The organism is Arcicella sp. GW821-FHT09D11 (assembly GCF_059416265.1).
The window spans coordinates 1,017,344-1,035,266 of record NZ_JBWKOV010000001.1 but is presented as its reverse complement, the minus strand read 5'-3'; the positions used below and the strand labels follow the sequence as shown (position 1 = coordinate 1,035,266).

The following is a 17,923-nucleotide window of genomic DNA, read 5'->3' as shown; positions in this document are numbered from 1 at the left end:
ACCTTCAAATGACTACTGTTTTTTTACACTTCTTACTTTTACAGGTTTATCTGCTCTAGCAAATAAAACGCCATCAACCACTACAGAATCTCCTTCGGTTAAGCCACTTGTAATTTCAACAACATCTTCTTTTCTAAAACCAGTTTCTACTACTACATAACTGGCTTTGCCGTCTTTTACAATGACCAATTTTTTCGTTTTATCATCTGGGATAATCGCATTGGTAGGAATCAAGATACTATTTTGTGCTGGGCCTGCACTAAAATATACCTTTGCAAAAGTACCAGGGTTGGCATTGCAGTTTGACAACAAGGCACGCACCAGTAAGTTACGGGTAGTTTGGTTGATTTGCGGTTCGCGGGCTACTACTACAGCTTTACAACGACCGTCTCTTTGTCCTTCTACTTCAACCTCTACCACACTTCCTTTACGGATGAGTGGAGAGTATTCTTCAGGAACTGTAAAGTCAACTTTCAATTTATTTACTTGCTGAATGGTAGCAATGATAGTGGTAGCTGAAACAAAAGCTCCTAAGCTTATCTGACGAAGACCAATCACACCCGTAAATGGTGCTTTCAATACAGTTTTATCGATTAACACTTGGGTATAAGCCAAATCTGCTTTTAGGCTATTTACTTGGTTCAAGGCAGTATCATATTCACCTTGACTAATACCATTAATTGATAAAAGCTTGCCTAAACGTTTTTCAGTTTTTTCGGCTAAATCTAGTAATACCTTTGTTTTAGCGAGTTGAGCTTGTAAGTCAGCATCGTTGATTTTGGCTAATATCGTTCCTTGCGTTACAACGTTGCCTTCGGGAATATTAAGATAAGTAATACGACCACTCACTTCTGTGTGTAGTTCTACGAATTCATTGGCTATAATAGAACCGTTGGCTTCAACATTTGAGCTAATACTTTGCTTTTTTGCGATGATTACATCAACAATGGCAGGCTGATCTTCTTTTTTATTAGAGTCTTGTGGTTTCTTACTATGACAACCAACCAATGCTAAACAGATTGAAGCCCCAACAGATACCATTGAGAGCGTATTTTTTTGCTTCATATTACGTATGTATGAATATTTTTTGCTATTCTAATTTTCTATAAAGTTACTTTATAATGTATATGCTTTTGTCCCGTCTTACTTCGTAATCTCAATATATTTCGACTAACTTAACCTTTTTATAGATAAGAGGAATAAATAACCCAATTAACTACGTCAAAACAGGAATGTTTTGTGACATAAAATACCCTAAACCCATTTAAGCCACCGCCTAACCATTCTTCACAATTTGGGATATTCTGATACACTTTTTATCAAATTTGGTCCATGAACTTTAATATTTCAGTTCACAATTTAACCAAAATAAATATAAAAAATGGAAGTTCCTATTGCCACCGTTATTAGCATCGCAGTTCCTTTGCTTTGCTTAGTTTTCTACAAATTTATTTTTCGCTTATTGGGCATCATTATTATTCCAGAAGACAAAATTGGGCTAGTTACCAAGAAATTCGTACTGTTTGGGGATAAGAAATCCTTACCAGAAGGACGAATCATTGCCACCGAAGGGGAAGCAGGTTATCAAGCAGAGCCCTTGGCACCCGGTATTTATTTTTGGTATTGGATTTGGCAATATGATATTAAACTTCAACCACTTACTATTATTCCAACAGGACAAATAGGATTGATTTTGGCAAAAGATGGGAAGGAACTTGAAACGGGTTCTATCCTTGCCAGAAAGATTGAATGTGATGGGTTTCAGGATACAGTATCGTTCTTGAAGAATGGTGGTAGAAAAGGACGACAAACAGCAGTAATCACGGCGGGGTCTTACAGGATTAATACCTTTTTGTTTGAAGTCGTCATTACAGACATTACCGAAATTCATGAGAACATGGTGGGCATTATTACTACCATGGATGGAGCATCAATTGAAGCAGGTCATATAGCAGGTAAGTCTATCGAAGGACATAATAATTTTCAAAATGCTGATGCATTCCTGAGTAAGGGCGGTAATAGAGGGCTACAGCAACAAGTAATTTTGGCGGGTTCTTATAACCTCAATCCTTGGTTTGTGAAAGTAGAAGAAATACACATGACCGAAATCCCGATTGGTAATGTAGGCGTAGTAATTTCTTATGTTGGGGAAGAAGGAATTGACGTTAGCGGTACAGAATTTAAACACGGTAACATTGTTTCAAAAGGCTATAAAGGTGTTTGGGCAGAGGCCTTTGGCCCAGGGAAATATCCTGTAAATACTTATGTACAGAAAATAGAAGTAGTACCCACGACCAATTTGGTGTTAAACTGGGCAAGTGCAAGGTCGGAATCGCACCAATTGGATAAGAACCTGTCAACGATAACAGTTCGTTCTAAAGATGGTTTCCCTTTTAATTTAGATGTTTCGCAGATTATCCATATTCCCAACTACGAAGCCCCTAAAGTGATTGCCCGTTTCGGTAATATGAATAACCTCGTGAGCCAAGTATTGGAACCAACGATTGGTAACTATTTTAGAAACTCAGCACAAGATTCTGATGTGATTTCATTCCTAGGGTCAAGAAAAGAGCGTCAGGAAACCGCTAGAAGATATATTGCGGAAGTGCTTTCGCAATATAATGTAAATGCAGTGGATACTTTGATTGGTGATATCGTACCGCCAGAATCATTGATGAAAACCCTTACTGACCGAAAATTGGCGGAGGAGCAAAAAGTTACTTACGAAACTCAAAAGATGGCTCAGGAAACACGACAAGCGTTGGAGAAAGAAACAGCCATTGCAGATATCCAGAAAGATATTGTTAAAGCCGACCAAGGCGTAGTGATTGCTGAAAGAGTAGCCGATGCGTCTGTGAAAAAAGCACAAGGTGAAGCCCAAAGTTTAAAACTACAAGCAGGAGCGGAGGCAGAAAGAGTGAGGGTGCAAGCAAGTGCGGAATCAGAACGTATCAAATTGATTGCGAATGCTGAAGCCGAAAAAATCAGTAAAACAGGTACAGCCGAAGCTGAAAAAATCTTGGCGATTGGTAAGGCCGATGCTGAAGCGTATAAATTGGCTGTTTCAGCAATGGGTGAAGGAAACTTTACGCAATTGAAAATCACTGAAAGCATTGGTAAAGAGAAAATTAAGGTAATGCCAGATATTTTAATAACAGGTGGTTCAAATGATCAAAACGGAGCCTTGAGTGGATTGTTAGGCTTACGATTGATGGAGGAAGTAAGCAAGAAAGTAGAAAAAACTTCAGTTGAAGCACTACCTGAGAAAGATAATAAATAGTTAATAGATTCTGCCCCTAGATAAACCCGTAGGAATTTCTCTACGGGTTTAATTTTTTAGTTAAGTATAACTACTGTTTTTAAATAACTAAATGATCTTTTCGATAATATTATGAACTATTCTAAAGGCTTTTTTCGTTATAGCTTTCCCCATCTAAAAAACTAATGAAAATATACCGAATAAACTGATATGCAGAAACTTAATTTGACAATTACCCTCGAAACGTACAACAACGATACAGAACTATCTGTACAGGAAAACAAACTTTTGAACGAAGCCCGAAAAGCTACCTATAAATCGTATGCTCCTTATTCTAATTTCCATGTTGGTGCCGCCATTTTGTTAGATGATGATACCATCGTAATGGCAAATAATCAGGAAAATGCTGCCTTCCCTTCGGGTTCTTGTGCAGAACAATCGGCTATATTTTGGGTGGGTGCCAACTATCCAGAACGTACCATTAAATCCATTGCTGTCATCGCCCGCCCGGGGAAAGGAGATGTATTTAGAGGAGTTTCTCCTTGTGGTGCTTGCCGACAGGCGATGTTGGAATACGAAGTTCGTCAAAAAGAACCCATTCGCTTTATTATGTTGGGTGCAAACAACCAGATATTGGTGACAGAGTCTATTGGAGATTTACTGCCGATAAAATTTACTGATTTCTAAGTTCTTTGTAGCATGACTGAGAGTTATGAATTTTGAATGGTGAATTGTGATTTTTAAATTTATACAATAACTACCTTTATTTTATATATGCTCTTTAGGTATCTATCTTTGTGAAATGTTAGATTTTCTCCAGAAAAATACGTTTTCTATTATATATACTTTCTTTTTGGGTCTAATGCCCATTTTTGCTAGTTCCAGTATTAGTTATTGGCTGATTACGCATGAGCAAGCAGTGCAACAATTCACAATATTGCAATGGGTATTAGTATACGTTGCCTCATGTTTTAGCATGGCTTTTGCCCTTACGCCTACTACGTTTATTGCGTTGCTAAGTGGCTATTTTTTAGGCTGGAATGCTTTTATCCCCATTGCTATTAGCTATTGGGTAGCGTCCTACTTTGGATTTAATGTTGCCAAACTAATTGATGGGGGAAGGTTCTTAAGTAAAATCTCTGAGAAACCCAAAGTAAGAGAGATACTTGACAATCTTCAAAAAGATGAATTCAAGATTATTTTATTAGCTCGCCTGTCGCCTATTTTACCCTTTGCAGTTACCAATGTATTATTCTCTTTTTCGGGAACAAAGTTGAAAAATTTTCTTACGGCAGGCTTCCTTGGTATGTTGCCTCGTACAGTACTTTCCATCTGGCTAGGAACACAAGCACAGGAAATCCGTAAACTAATAGAACACCCAAGTCAGGGAAGTAGCATCCAGTTTGTCATTTTTGGATTAATATTGGTGTCTATGGCAGGGTTGGGATATTTCATTAAAAAGGCAGTTAAGCATTAAGCTGTCAGCTTTCGGAAGTCGGCAATCGGATTTCAGCTATTGAAAAAGTCAGCGGTTATCAGCGTTTTTAAATCTCCGAAAATCAGCGGGTAAAAAAAGCAATCAGCTTTCGGAATTCAGCTTTCAGATGAAAAAATAATGAGTAAAAACAAAAAAGGTTGATACAAAAAGCGAGTAATGCTTTCAATATCAACCTCTTTAATTTTATAATAAAACCTATTCAACCTCAATAACAACCCCAGCCGTTTTTGGGTGAGATACACAAGTAAGAATATAACCTTGTTTAATTTCCTTCTCCGTAAGTCCGTCTTCTTCGTCCATATGTACTTTTCCAGCCACACATTTACCTAAACAAGCAGTACACATCCCTGCCTGACACGAATAAGGCAAATCAATATCTTCACGCAAGGCAGCCTCCAGAATCGTTTCATGTGGTTTTACCAATACTTGATAATCAGTGCCCTCGTATTGAATCGTTACAGTTTGTGCCTTGATAGAATCGTCTTCTTCCTCTACAAGAATTTCATGCGAGCCTACACTTCCAAAATGTTCTTTATGAATACTGTCAGTAGGTACATTAAACATCTTCAAGGCATTTTCTACCTGTTCCATCATGCCTTCTGGTCCGCATAGATAATATTCTGCTTTGGCAATATCAATAGCAAGGTCTTGCTTCAAGAAAATTACCGCAGATGCTTGATTGATACGTGTTTTATAGCCCGTCCAAGTATAAGAAGGTTTTGTAAGTATGTGCAATACTTTGAAACGACCTTCATATTTTAGCTCTAATTCGATTAACTGTTTTCTGAAAATAATATCTTCCTCACTTCTTGAACCATATACCAAATACACTTTTGAGCCTTGTTCCACAGGTAAAACAGATTTCAGAATAGACATCAAAGGCGTAACTCCAGACCCTCCACCAAAAAGCACAATAGTACGCTCTTTCATTGGGTTTGGTTCAACCACAAAATGCCCCATCGGTTCCATCACCTCGATAGCATCTCCAACTTTTACTGAATCACACAAGTAATTAGATACCAAGCCACCAGGTACACGCTTTACAGTTACCGCAATAGAAGCATCTTTATTAGGCGAACTTGACATCGAGTAACTTCTACGCACTTTTTGTCCATCAATAACAGGAATTAACGTAAGGAATTGACCAGCTTTGTAACTAACAGATTGATGTACAGGGTGCCAAAAAGTAAAGGTTTTTGTATCGGGCGTTTCGTCGATGATTTCTTTTACTGTGAGATGAAAATATTTTACAGACATTTTATGATTACGAAATATTTTTTATGGAATAATATTAATCTAATTAGATAACGAAAATTTAGTCTAGGAGTTTTACCAAGACTGAGTTATAGCACTACAAAGGTAATGAAGAAAATACTTTTGGACACATTCTAGACTGAGAATCACACAAAACAATATATCATACTTTATGATTTTGGTGTAGGAAAAATGTGTATTTTCCGTTGATTTCCTCAATGTTATCAGCATAATCCCTAAAATTATTTGATGTTTATGAAGCGTTTCCTTACCTGTTTGATGTTTTTGGTAGTTGTTATTTCTTTTTCGTGCAGTACTAGCAAAGTACAGATGAAATACACGGCTCGACTAATTCAGCAATCAGAAGTGTTTTCTCAAAACCAAACAGGTGTTGTTTTCTATGATATAACCGAACAAAAGACTGTATTTGAACAAGAGGCAAATCGTTTTTTTATGCCTGCTTCCAATACCAAGCTCTTTACTTTTTATGCTAGTATAAAAACCTTAGGAGATTCTATTCCTGCTTTTCATTATCAAGTTACTGGCGATTCTTTGATTGTTTGGGGAACGGGAGACCCATCTTTCCTTCATCCAGATTTAGCCAAAAGCAAAGTATATGACTTTTTGAAAAGTCGCCCTGAGAAAATGTACTTTTCTAATGATAATTTTACAGGTTCATTTTTGGGGCAAGGCTGGGCTTGGGATGATTTTAATGATGATTATGCGGCTGAAATATCAGGATTTCCTATTCATGGGAATGTTGTCAGATTCAAAGCGAAAGAACAAAATACATTGAGTGTATCACCAAAATTCTTTGAAAATAAAGTGTACGACTGGTCGAACACCAATAGCTTTTCTATTCAGCGTGACCTTGGTGCTAATTTGTTTAGTCATCCAAGCCTTCAAAAAATGAAGCCTACTTTTGAACAAGATGTACCCTTCAAAACGGGCATAGATATTACTGTTGCCCTATTGAGCGATACATTAAAGAGAGAAGTGACTTTGATTAATAAAGCCTTGGATAAATCTGCCAAAACATTTTATAGCCTTCCCGCAGATAGTTTATACAAAAGGATGCTTCATGTAAGTGATAACATGATTGCAGAACACCTAATGGTACTCAATGCAGATGCTTTGACGGGAGAGTTGAATGTAAGCAAAGGGATTGATGCCGTAAAAAAGAAATTTATGACTGATTTGCCAGATGTTTCAAGATGGGTAGATGGCTCTGGACTTTCACGTTATAATTTATTCACACCAAGAAGTATCGTGAAATTATTGCAAAATATTTATTTGATTGTACCACAGGAAAGACTTTTTCAGCTTTTACCAGCTGCTGGAAAATCGGGTACGTTGAAAAGTTTATCGTCTACTGAAAAGCCCTTCATTTTTGCCAAATCGGGTTCTTTTAGCAATAACTACAATTTGAGTGGTTACTTGGTTACTAAAAAAGGTAAAGTGTTAATTTTCAGTATTATGAACAATAGTTTTATGAAACCAATGTCGGAGATTAGAAAAGAAGTAAGTAAAATTCTGACGGAAGTACATGAGAAAAACTAAGTGTATTACTTCAATTCATAGACAATCTGAGAATATCTGCGGGCTACAGGAATAATAAAATTGCTGTCGGAAAGGTGTAATTTATAGCCTTGAGCATTGCCCGAAACACGTTCAACTTTGTCGAGATTAACGATAAAGGAGCGATGACAACGAACAATTTGTTTTTGTTGTGTCTGACTTTCTAAACGTGTTAAGCTACTTCTAATCAAATCCTTTTTGAAATCATCATTTTGTTTAAATACCACAGTAGAATAGTTATCGCTTGATTCTATGTAATAAAAGGAATCTGTATGCATCTGAATTTTATCTTTTCCATTTTCGGCAATCAGGTTTATTTCAGCTGATTCATCATGTATTGTGTGTTTTTCGGGGAGATGACTAGGTTGCGGAGGTTTGCTATATTGTTTTAAATAATAAATATAGTTGATTAAAATAATTCCTGTAGCAGGAAAAACGCCCAACACAAGCGTGTAAATAATCATGGAAACTAAGCTCAGTAGGTTAAAGCCATTGTTGATAAAATATTGAGAATAAAGGATATTAATAGCCGTAATTGAACAGATATTTAGGGCTACCATGAATATCTCTCTCCGAACAGTCCACTGTTCTTCTTGAAAAAACTTTGGGAATAGCCTTTGAATGCCAAAATAGATAAAAAGCATCATTGTGGTAGTAATAATGCCGAAACCTGATAGCAATAATGCTTTCTGGGTGCTATGCCAATTGGCAATACCAAAAGGTTCGAAAAAAATCAGGAAAGATGAAATGAAAATACCTGCACCGAACGATAAGAAAAGCTTCCGTCTAGTAGAATCGTTATGTGGATAAGGTTGTCTAAGAATCTTTAACATTTGTAATGACATCAATCGAGGTTTTTATTAATTGACGTATTACAAAATTAAGAATAAAGGCGAAATAACTGCGAGTATGGAACAATACTTAAATATTATCCCCTGTATCAATCTTTCGGATGCAGGGGATATTAGATTAAATAATAGGATACTCTTTTAATACTTCTCTGGCAATTACAATTTTTTGGATTTCGGATGTTCCTTCACCAATGGTACAAAGTTTGGCATCACGATAGAATTTTTCAACAGGAAAATCTTTGGTATAACCATACCCACCAAATATTTGCACAGCGTCTGTCGCTACTTCCACGGCTACTTCCGAAGCATAAAATTTTGCCATGGCAGCCTCTTTGGTCAGATGCGTGCCTTCCATTTTAAGGTCAGCTGCATGGTGCGTCATCAATTCTGCTCCATGAACTTTAGTCGCCATTTCTGCCAATTTAAAACTGATGCCTTGGAAATTGGCAATAGCTTGTCCAAATTGTTGGCGTTCTTGTGCATAACGGGCAGCAGCAGCCATCGCACCTTTGGCAATGCCCAAAGAAAGAGCTGCGATGGAAATTCTACCACCATCTAAAATCTTCATGGCTTGCTTAAAACCCTCACCTTCGTTGCCTAAACGAGCTGATAGTGGTACGATACAGTCTTCTAAAATTACCTCAGCAGTTTCAGAAGCACGCATGCCCAATTTGTTTTCTTTTTTACCAAATTTCAAGCCTGGGTTTGAACGTTCTACAATAAAAGCAGTAGCATTGTCTTTTGTTCCAGACTCTCCAGTACGTGTCATTACAACGACTATGTCGCCCGATTTACCGTGTGTAATCCAGCATTTAGCACCGTTGATGATATAATCATCCCCTTCTCGTCGAGCTACGCACTGCATTCTGGCTGAATCAGAGCCCGTATTAGCTTCTGTTAAAGCCCAAGCACCGATAAAATTACCAGAAGCCAACTGTGGCAAGTATTGCTTTTTTTGAATTTCTGAACCAAATTGTAAGATATGATTGGTGCACAGTGAATTATGAGCAGCAACCGACAAGCCGATTGAGCCACAAACTTGTGCGATTTCATCGATAATAGCAACGTATTCGTGGTAGCCTAAACCTGCTCCGCCATATTCTTCGGGGACGAGTACACCTAAGAAACCTTGTTCGCCCAATTGTTTCATTAATTCAATCGGGAAAGTCTGGGCTTCGTCCCATTCCATGATATGAGGCCTTATTTTACGTTCGGCAAATTCTTTGGCAGTTTGTCGGACTAACGTTAATTGTTCTGATTTGTACATTTTTAATGTTAAATTGTTTGTTGAGATTGTTTAAATGGAAATAAAAAGGGCTTTTTTGTCATAATTTCTTATGATAAAAAACTGTTATATTATAAAATTATTCCTTTAAATAGTTGTAATTTAATAGCATTGAAATAGAAATAGTGCTGTAATATCTAAAAATAATTTTATTATGCAACAACCTAAAATGCATACCATTAGGATAGAGCCAGTAGCATTGGGTGTGGTAAAGCTAGTGTTTGGTAATCCGCCTACTAATTCAATGTCTATTGTACTTTTGGAAGAATTGGCAATAGCCATAGAAAACTTAGGAGAACAAGAGGAAGTACAAATCATTATTCTGCAAAGTGAAGGAGAGAGAACTTTTTGTTCGGGAGCAGATTTTCATGAATTGATGGCAATCAATGATCGAGATACTGGAAAAATATTTTTTACAGGTTTTGCAAAAGTGATCAATGCTTGTAGAAAATCTCCTAAAATAATTATTGGACGCATCCAAGGAAAGGCTATCGGAGGAGGAGTAGGCCTAGCAGCTACTACTGATTATTGTTTTGCAACCAAGTTTGCAGCCATCAAATTAAGTGAACTAACCATAGGAATAATTCCTGCTGTGATTGAACCTGCCGTTGAACGGAAAATAGGACTTTCCTCATTTGCTACATTGGCGTTGAATGCTACAGATTTTTTTTCGGCTAACTGGGCAAAAGAAAAAGGCTTGTTTATGGAGGTATTCGAAACGGTAGAAGAAATGGACAAAGCCATCATTGAGTTGGCAACATGCCTAGCATCCTACAATCCAGCAGCGCTAACAGCATTAAAAAAAATCTTTTGGAAAAATACAGACCATTGGGATACACTTTTAGAGGAAAGAGCAGAAATCAGTGGAAAACTTGTACTAAGTAGTTTTACTAAGCAGACCTTGAAAACCTTTGCACAGAAGCATTGATTATGACTAAGCCCTAAATAGTATAATTTGAAGGCTGGATAGTTTTATGATAAGCAAAGTAAATATTATCAGTTTTTAGCTTTGTATATATGTGCGATTTTATACCTATTAAATGCCTTTTTCGATAAGAAATATTACTTAGTTTTAATCTTCCAATTATTTAAAAATAATTACTCAAAGCTTTCTGGAATCTTTGGTGATTTTTGTAATATTTGAAGAAGAAATATGACTTAGTTTTCGTAAAAATCGCAAGTTCTTTCTATAGTTATAGTGTTTTGAAGAGCATCATTTTTTAAAAAAATAATTGTTTTTATAGAAATCCCCTAAAACTCCAAATATTAAATTTTAAAAAAAAAATCTGTAAAATTTTCAATTCTTAGGATATTACAATAAATTTGAATAGCGGAACTATTTTACCGTAAAATAATTATATAAGACTTTTTTACATTTAATTTTGGAATTTTACATGGATTTATTAGTTTTGTCCAAAATTAAATGCTCTATAATTCCAATTACCCAAATTACGATGCAAAATGGAAGATTATAATAAGATAATAGAATCGCTCGGCGTGAAGTTTATTAAGTCACGTAACATTAGAATATTACAACCTATCCGTATCAAAAACTTTTATGATGTAGAAAATACACTCTTGATTTTGTACAACGGTGAGGTTTCTTTTGGTGAAGAGGCTATCCATGCTGAGGTTGGCGACATGCTTTTTATCCCTGGAGGTAAGATGCTTTCGATAACGTATGGTAGTGCTGATAAACCAAAGGCTATTTCAAATGAAGAATTTATGACTCACAGAGAGTCTTATTTTGAATATAACCTTGAACCATCAAGAATTGGCCAAATCGAAAACTCTTTCGGGATGGTTGCTTTTGAAGCAAAAGTTTTTGATTCGGTAAACTTCTTTACTTCTTTAGATATTCCTCCATTCTTAATCAAAAGAGACGACAAACTAGCACACATGCTAGCGGAAATTTTGAAAGAAGATATGACGGATATCCTTGGAAAAGGACGTGTTATTAAAATAAAAACGGAAGAGATTGTTATCGAAATTATTCGTTACATCATCAAAAACCGTTTATTTGTTGAACAATTAGCAACCAACAGTACTTATTTCAAAGATCCACGCTTAATAGACATCTTTGCTTATATCAAAGATAATATCGGAGGAGATTTGTCAAATAAAGTATTAGCAAACGTTGCAAACGTTTCTGAAGACTACGTTGGGCAATATTTCAAGATGTTGACAGGTATCAATCCACAAGATTATATCGAATATCAAAGAATGGAAGCTGCCGTAGGTTTGTTAAGAACTTCTAAGAAATCTATCCGTGCCATCGGTGCTGATGTAGGTTATAAAGATACTGCATACTTCTGTCGTCGTTTCAAAATGATGTTTGGTATTCCAGCAGGAAAAATGAGACGCAGAGAGTCGTTAATGAATTTGTAGTAAGGAGCTTTCGGTCTTCGGATGTCAGCTTTCGGCTTTAAGTCTTTGCTTTAGCAAGTTTTATAAAAATTGTTTTGATATTAAAAAAGCCGCTGAATCTCAGTGGCTTTTTTGATGCCAGAATTTTCCAGCAAAATAAAAGCTCTGTAGAAATATATTCCACAGAGCTTTTAACGTGATTTTATAAATAGAACTCGAAAATAAAGCTGAAAGCCGACATCCGAAGTCCGAAAGCTATCTATTTAAAAAACTTCAATTTCACTACTTCTCTTTCTGACAAGAAACGCCAAGTTCCTCTTGGTAAATCTTTTTTGTCTAAGCCAGCAAAAGTAGTTCTGTCAAGTTTCAATACTTCGTATCCTAATGATTCAAAAATACGTCTAACAATTCTATTACGACCCGAGTGGATTTTGATACCTACTACCATTCCATCTGGCGTAACAATTCCTAAATCATCCGCTTTGATTTCACCGTCTTCTAAGGTAATACCTCCTTTAATTTTCTCGAAGTGCTCTTGTGTTAAAGGCTTATCCAATTCTACTTGGTATAATTTTTCGATTTCGTTTGAAGGGTGAGTCAATTTATCGGCTAATTCACCATCGTTTGTTAACAATAATAGACCTGTCGTGTTTCTATCCAAACGACCTACTGGGTAGATACGTTCTTCACAAGCATTTTTCACTAAATCCATTACTGTTTTACGGTCGTTAGGGTCTTCAGTTGTAGTGATAAAATCTTTAGGTTTGTTTACCAACACATAAACCATTTTCTCACGATTCAACTTTTTACTGCCGTACTTAACAATATCACCTGGTTTTACTTGGTAGCCCATTTCAGTAACTACCGCACCATTTACTCTGATTTCACCCGCTTTGATTAAGTCATCAGCTTCGCGACGAGAACAAACACCAGAGTTAGCGATATAACGATTCAAACGTACTTCTAATGATTGCTTCTCTGATTTTTCAATCAATTTCTGCACTTTTTTAGGAGCAGCGTCTTTGTATTTATCAAGCTTGTAGCTTGGCGTCCATTTATCAGACTGTTCTACAGGTCTGTGTGCTTTAAATAGATTGTCGCCTCCAAAATTTGCTTTGGCTGAGCCAAATGTTTTTTCGGGTCTTTCGCTTCTACTTTTTTTTTCAAAACTTCCTGCATCTGGGCGTGGTTTGTTAAAGTCTCCTTTATCAAATCTTTTGCCAACAGGTTTTCTTTTATCTACAAACTCTTTACGTTCAAAAGCTGGTTTATCACCTTGTGATTTAAAATCACGACGCTCTGAGTTAAATTCTCTTTTTTCACCTTGTGGTTTGAATTCACGACGTTCACCCGAATTAAATTCTCTTCTCTCACCTTGTGGTTTAAACTCACGACGCTCACCCGAATTAAATTCTCTTCTTTCACCTTGTGGTTTGAAATCACGACGCTCTGAGTTAAATTCTCTTCTTTCGCCTTGTGGTTTAAATTCACGACGCTCACCAGAATTAAATTCTCTTCTTTCACCTTGTGGTTTAAAATCACGACGCTCACCCGAATTAAATTCTCTTCTCTCACCTTGTGGTTTGAATTCACGACGTTCACCCGAATTAAATTCTCTTCTTTCACCTTGTGGTTTGAATTCACGACGCTCACCCGAATTAAATTCTCTTCTCTCACCTTGTGGTTTGAATTCACGACGTTCGCCAGCATTGAACTCTCTTCTTTCACCTTGTGGTTTGAACTCACGGCGTTCACCCGAGTTAAACTCTCTTCTTTCACCTTGTGGTTTAAACTCACGACGTTCGCCCGAATTAAATTCTCTTCTTTCACCTTGTGGTTTGAATTCACGGCGTTCACCCGAGTTAAACTCTCTTCTTTCACCTTGTGGTTTGAACTCACGACGTTCACCTGAGTTGAATTCTCTTCTTTCGCCTTGTGGTTTAAACTCACGACGTTCGCCCGAATTAAATTCTCTTCTTTCACCTTGTGGTTTGAACTCACGACGTTCACCTGAGTTGAATTCTCTTCTCTCACCTTGTGGTTTGAACTCACGACGTTCACCTGAGTTGAATTCTCTTCTCTCACCTTGTGGTTTAAAATCACGACGTTCGCTAGAATTAAACTCTCTTCTTTCGCCTTGTGGTTTAAACTCACGGCGTTCTGAGCTAAACTCTCTTTTTTCACCCTGTGGTCTGCGTTCTGCATCACCTCCGTAAGTCCTTCTTGCAGGCACTTCACGTCCTAATTCGCGGCTTAACTCGTCTTTTCTTTCACGAGTTTGTTGTCTTCTTTCGAAGCCCAAATCTTCTTTTTCGATTCGCTTTCTCATTGTTAATTTTATCAACGATTTTAGAAATATTGTCTGTTCTAAATCGTAGATGTCTTAGTTAAAATATTGCAACATCACTGCTGTAAAATAAATTTTTTAAACTGCTTACTAGCAAGATAAAATATCAATAAATAAAAAATAAGTTATTCACTTTCAGAAACTTAAATACTGCCTTTTAGTAAAAGGCTCGCAAAGGTACAATAAATTTTATATTTTAGACACTTATTAAAGTACAAATTTTTAAATATTTTTTTCGATAATTTTTTTAGCAGCATTTATAATAAATCATAGTGTGTTTTTAGATAAAACAGACGGCTCGTTGAGTTGATTTTTTAGATTTTACTTTGCTTTGATTCGTCATGCTAAATTAAAATCTATTAAGTACAATCATTTTAGACAAAAACTCGTTTATAAAATGGTTATATTTACCGTAATGCTGAATGTTTTCAGTTTTATATTAATACCAAGCAAAGACAATAATTAAAGTTGAAACTTAGTAATGAGCTAAATGCCCATATACGAGTTTCTCAGGTTAATCAAATCAATTCTCTTAAAGAAAACTATGCAAAAATTTCGTCAACTTATATCTCTTTTCGCAGCGGTTATCTTGTTGAATAGTTGTAATTCAGCACTACAATCGTTTAAAAAAGGTCAGAAAAAATTTGACAATGGTGAATATGAACTAGCCATTAAAGAATTACAAAAGGCATCTGCAGCAAATTACGAATTGGGTAAAACAAATTATTTAATTGCTGAGTCATATAGATTATCCAATCGCGCGATTCTCGCAGGTGAATATTACGAAAAAGCCTTAGCTGCTGGAAGTAGAGAAAATGATTTGCGTTATCATTTAGCGACTACTCAGAAAATGCAGGGTAAATACCAAGAAGCTGCCCAAAATCTAGAGAAATATCTTTCTGGCGTGCCTAGTAAAATATATAAAAACAAAGCACAGGCAGAAATAGACCAGCTAGAAGAAGTAGAGGCTTTAGCCAATAAAAAAACGTATATTGAATTAAAGCCGTTGAATATCAATTCTACAGGAGCAGAATTTGCACCCATTATTCAAGGAAATGATTTGATTTTTACGGCTTCACGCAAAGATATTATCTATAAGAATAATGGCTTGCCTTACTTAGGTTTATACAGAGCTTCGCTGAACAGTCCAACAGAATTAGGAAACCCTTCGCTTTTTAGCACGACAATCTTTAAAAATAATGCGAACGAAGGAACGCCAACATTTTCTAAAGATGGTAAAATGATGGTGTTTGCTAGAGGAAATGCAGGCAAGCGTTCGGACGAATCACCAGATGTTGATTTATACATTTCAAAAAATATAGATGGTACTTGGACAGAACCCGAAATTATTTCAGTGTCAGATTCGTTGGCATGGGATGGTTGTCCGTCTTTCTCAGCAGACAATAAAACACTTTATTTTGGCTCGAACCGTGCTGGTGGAAAAGGAGGAATAGATTTGTACCGTGCTAATATTGACAATGCAGGAAGATTCGGCAGAGCCATTAATCTAGGGCCAGATATTAATACTGCTGGCGATGAAATGTTTCCTTATGTTTCTGCGGATGGAAAATTATATTTCTCTTCAGATGGACATGCAGGACTAGGCGGTTTAGATTTATTTGTGGCTGTTCGTAAAGATGGAGAAATCACGGTAGAGCATTTAGGGATTCCATTGAATTCCCGTTTTGATGATTTTGGGTTAGTAGCGATTGATTCTACAAAAGGATATTTTGCCTCAAATCGAGATTCAGGAAAAGGAGACGACGATATTTATTATTACGAAAATACCCAGCCTGATAAAAAGTACGATGTACCAGTAATTGCTAAAGAAACGCCTAAAAAGAAAATTATCCGTTACTTTTTGGCAGGAAGTATTACTGATATGAATAATCAACCACTTGATGAAGTAAAAGTGGCAATTATTGATAATTCAACCAACCAAGCCATTGATGAAATTTATACCAAAGCAGAAGGTAAGTTTGGTAAGGTAAAAATGGAAGAAGATAAATCTTATACGATTGTAACTGAAAAGAATGGTTACTTTACCAAACGTGAACCCTTTACGATGGTGGGAAAATCAATTCCTTTAGAACTGTTAACCAAAGCGGAAACAGATACTACTTTCTATGCAACTATTAAATTAGATAAGCCAGAAGTAGGAAAAGAGATTACGAAAATCTTCCAAATCGCTCCGATTTATTATGATTTAGATAAAGCTAATATTAGAAGTGACGCTTCGCCAGAATTAGATAAAATCGTACAAATCTTAAACGATAATCCAACGATTAAATTAGAATTAGGTTCGCATACTGACTCCAGAGCAACAGCAGAATATAATGCTAAATTATCGCAACGAAGAGCAGATGCAGCAGTAGCCTATATCATTTCAAAGGGAATCGCTCCAGCCAGAATTGTAGCGAAAGGTTATGGTGAAAGTCAGTTAGTAAACAAATGTGCTGATGGTGTAACCTGTACGGAAGAAGAACATCAGTTAAATCGTAGAACAGAATTTAAAGTGTTGTCGGTGAAGTAAGTAAGAGTGGTGAGTTTTAATTTGTAAGGAAAATTTTAAATAAATATTGTATGTTAGTTTCAGCGTCTAATATCGAAAAAATAAGTTTTACTTTCAATGAACTAAGAAACATTTCCTTTCAGGAAAAAAAACAAGCTTCGATGTCTGAGGAAGATGTAAATAGTTTTTTAGATAAAATTATTGAAGTAAAAAAGACCTTAATTGAGAAAACAGAAAAGATAGAGCTGATTAATGAGAACTTAGAAAAAATCACTTGGTATGGTGATTTAGAGGAAGAATCACTAATGATTGTTAATGAAATTATTTCTCTTTGTAAAGATTTACACTCAAGTTTGATTAGATATTATATACGATTATCATTTTTGAAAACTAAGGGAATTGCAAAAAATGAAATAAAAAACTTTAAATCAGTTATTGATGATTTAAAAGAGATTGCCGAAGACTTGGAATCTGTTTTTTTCTTTCTACCTACTATGCCAGATTTTAAAGAAACTACACATAAACTTTCATTGATTTAAATGCACCTCTATTGTATTGAAGAGTTCAAAGCCGAATTTGAAAAATTAATCTCTAAAAAGGCTTATAAAGACCTTGAAAAAGAGTTAATAGATTTCTTTTTTGATAAAAATATCGCTGATATTTCTTCTGGCACGAGATTGAATGGAAATGATGAAACACCTTACATTAAAAAGAGACTTAGTGGCAAGGGTGGTTTTAGAATATACTATTACTTAGTAATAAAAAATGATTGTGTGTATTTAATGTTTGTACATCCGAAAACAGGACCTATCTCCAAATATTACAGATGAATCAAAAGCATTCATATACAAAAAAGTATTAGGCTGTATAAAAGACGGTAATCTTTATAAGTTAACTAAAGATGAAACCTCTGAGAAAATAATTTTTACCAAAATTTCATAAAAAAAGCGGAAGACTTACATCTTCCGCTTT

General features: G+C 35.9%; 14 protein-coding genes. 9 read left to right on the top strand and 5 right to left on the bottom strand.

All coding sequences use genetic code 11. The features are described from left to right. Positions 1-12: 12 nt before the first annotated feature. On the bottom strand, positions 13-1,065 hold the full coding sequence (locus tag AC07N0_RS04400) for an efflux RND transporter periplasmic adaptor subunit (protein ID WP_492801007.1): 1,053 nt from the start codon (positions 1,063-1,065) through the stop codon (positions 13-15). A gap of 316 nt (positions 1,066-1,381) precedes the next feature. Between AC07N0_RS04400 and AC07N0_RS04395 the strand changes: the two genes are divergently transcribed. The 3 genes from AC07N0_RS04395 to AC07N0_RS04385 all read left to right on the top strand — a co-directional run bounded on the left by AC07N0_RS04395 (position 1,382) and on the right by AC07N0_RS04385 (position 4,736). Next, positions 1,382-3,280 carry an SPFH domain-containing protein gene (locus AC07N0_RS04395; protein WP_494588257.1) on the top strand — a complete coding sequence of 633 codons (1,899 nt, stop codon included), beginning with the start codon at positions 1,382-1,384 and terminating at the stop codon, positions 3,278-3,280. A gap of 189 nt (positions 3,281-3,469) precedes the next feature. After that, positions 3,470-3,946 (top strand): cytidine deaminase, encoded by a 477-nt coding sequence (locus AC07N0_RS04390; protein WP_492801005.1) that lies wholly within the window; start codon positions 3,470-3,472, stop codon positions 3,944-3,946. Positions 3,947-4,061: 115 nt separating this feature from the next. Beyond that, positions 4,062-4,736, top strand: a complete 675-nt coding sequence (locus AC07N0_RS04385) for a TVP38/TMEM64 family protein (RefSeq protein ID WP_494588256.1) — start codon at positions 4,062-4,064, stop codon at positions 4,734-4,736. A 216-nt stretch (positions 4,737-4,952) separates the two neighbouring features. Here AC07N0_RS04385 and AC07N0_RS04380 read toward each other — a convergent pair whose 3' ends face one another. Further along, positions 4,953-6,014: a 2Fe-2S iron-sulfur cluster-binding protein gene (locus tag AC07N0_RS04380; protein ID WP_492801003.1), complete on the bottom strand. Its 1,062-nt coding sequence runs from the start codon at positions 6,012-6,014 to the stop codon at positions 4,953-4,955. A 252-nt stretch (positions 6,015-6,266) separates the two neighbouring features. On the opposite strand from AC07N0_RS04380, the gene dacB reads away from it, so the two are divergent. After that, positions 6,267-7,571: a D-alanyl-D-alanine carboxypeptidase/D-alanyl-D-alanine endopeptidase gene (dacB, locus tag AC07N0_RS04375; protein ID WP_494588255.1), complete on the top strand. Its 1,305-nt coding sequence runs from the start codon at positions 6,267-6,269 to the stop codon at positions 7,569-7,571. Positions 7,572-7,576: 5 nt separating this feature from the next. Here dacB and AC07N0_RS04370 read toward each other — a convergent pair whose 3' ends face one another. Together AC07N0_RS04370 and AC07N0_RS04365 are read right to left on the bottom strand one after the other, a co-directional pair. Then, complete coding sequence (locus AC07N0_RS04370; protein WP_494588254.1) at positions 7,577-8,422, bottom strand: LytR/AlgR family response regulator transcription factor; 846 nt, start codon at positions 8,420-8,422, stop codon at positions 7,577-7,579. Positions 8,423-8,558: 136 nt separating this feature from the next. After that, entirely contained in the window at positions 8,559-9,707 is a 1,149-nt protein-coding gene (locus tag AC07N0_RS04365) for an acyl-CoA dehydrogenase family protein (protein WP_494588253.1), read from the bottom strand. A gap of 172 nt (positions 9,708-9,879) precedes the next feature. Between AC07N0_RS04365 and AC07N0_RS04360 the strand changes: the two genes are divergently transcribed. Together AC07N0_RS04360 and AC07N0_RS04355 are read left to right on the top strand one after the other, a co-directional pair. Then, a complete protein-coding gene (locus tag AC07N0_RS04360) occupies positions 9,880-10,653 on the top strand; it encodes an enoyl-CoA hydratase/isomerase family protein (protein WP_494588252.1) in 774 nt (257 codons plus the stop codon). A gap of 533 nt (positions 10,654-11,186) precedes the next feature. Further along, complete coding sequence (locus AC07N0_RS04355) at positions 11,187-12,113, top strand: helix-turn-helix domain-containing protein (RefSeq protein ID WP_309921905.1); 927 nt, start codon at positions 11,187-11,189, stop codon at positions 12,111-12,113. 238 nt (positions 12,114-12,351) lie between these two features. Here the strand turns inward: AC07N0_RS04355 and AC07N0_RS04350 are convergent, their stop codons facing one another. After that, positions 12,352-14,421, bottom strand: a complete 2,070-nt coding sequence (locus tag AC07N0_RS04350) for a pseudouridine synthase (protein ID WP_494588251.1) — start codon at positions 14,419-14,421, stop codon at positions 12,352-12,354. A gap of 562 nt (positions 14,422-14,983) precedes the next feature. Here AC07N0_RS04350 and AC07N0_RS04345 point away from each other — a divergent pair. From AC07N0_RS04345 to AC07N0_RS04335, 3 genes are read left to right on the top strand one after another with little or no spacing between them, the layout of a single operon-like run. After that, the gene (locus tag AC07N0_RS04345) at positions 14,984-16,972 is read left to right on the top strand and encodes a CHU_0125 family OmpA-like outer membrane integrity protein (protein WP_494588250.1); all 1,989 of its coding nucleotides are present in this window, start codon (positions 14,984-14,986) and stop codon (positions 16,970-16,972) included. 50 nt (positions 16,973-17,022) lie between these two features. Next, on the top strand, positions 17,023-17,490 hold the full coding sequence (locus tag AC07N0_RS04340; RefSeq protein WP_494588249.1) for a hypothetical protein: 468 nt from the start codon (positions 17,023-17,025) through the stop codon (positions 17,488-17,490). After that, on the top strand, positions 17,491-17,781 hold the full coding sequence (locus AC07N0_RS04335) for a hypothetical protein (protein ID WP_494588248.1): 291 nt from the start codon (positions 17,491-17,493) through the stop codon (positions 17,779-17,781). It abuts the gene before it with no gap. Positions 17,782-17,923: the final 142 nt, after the last annotated feature.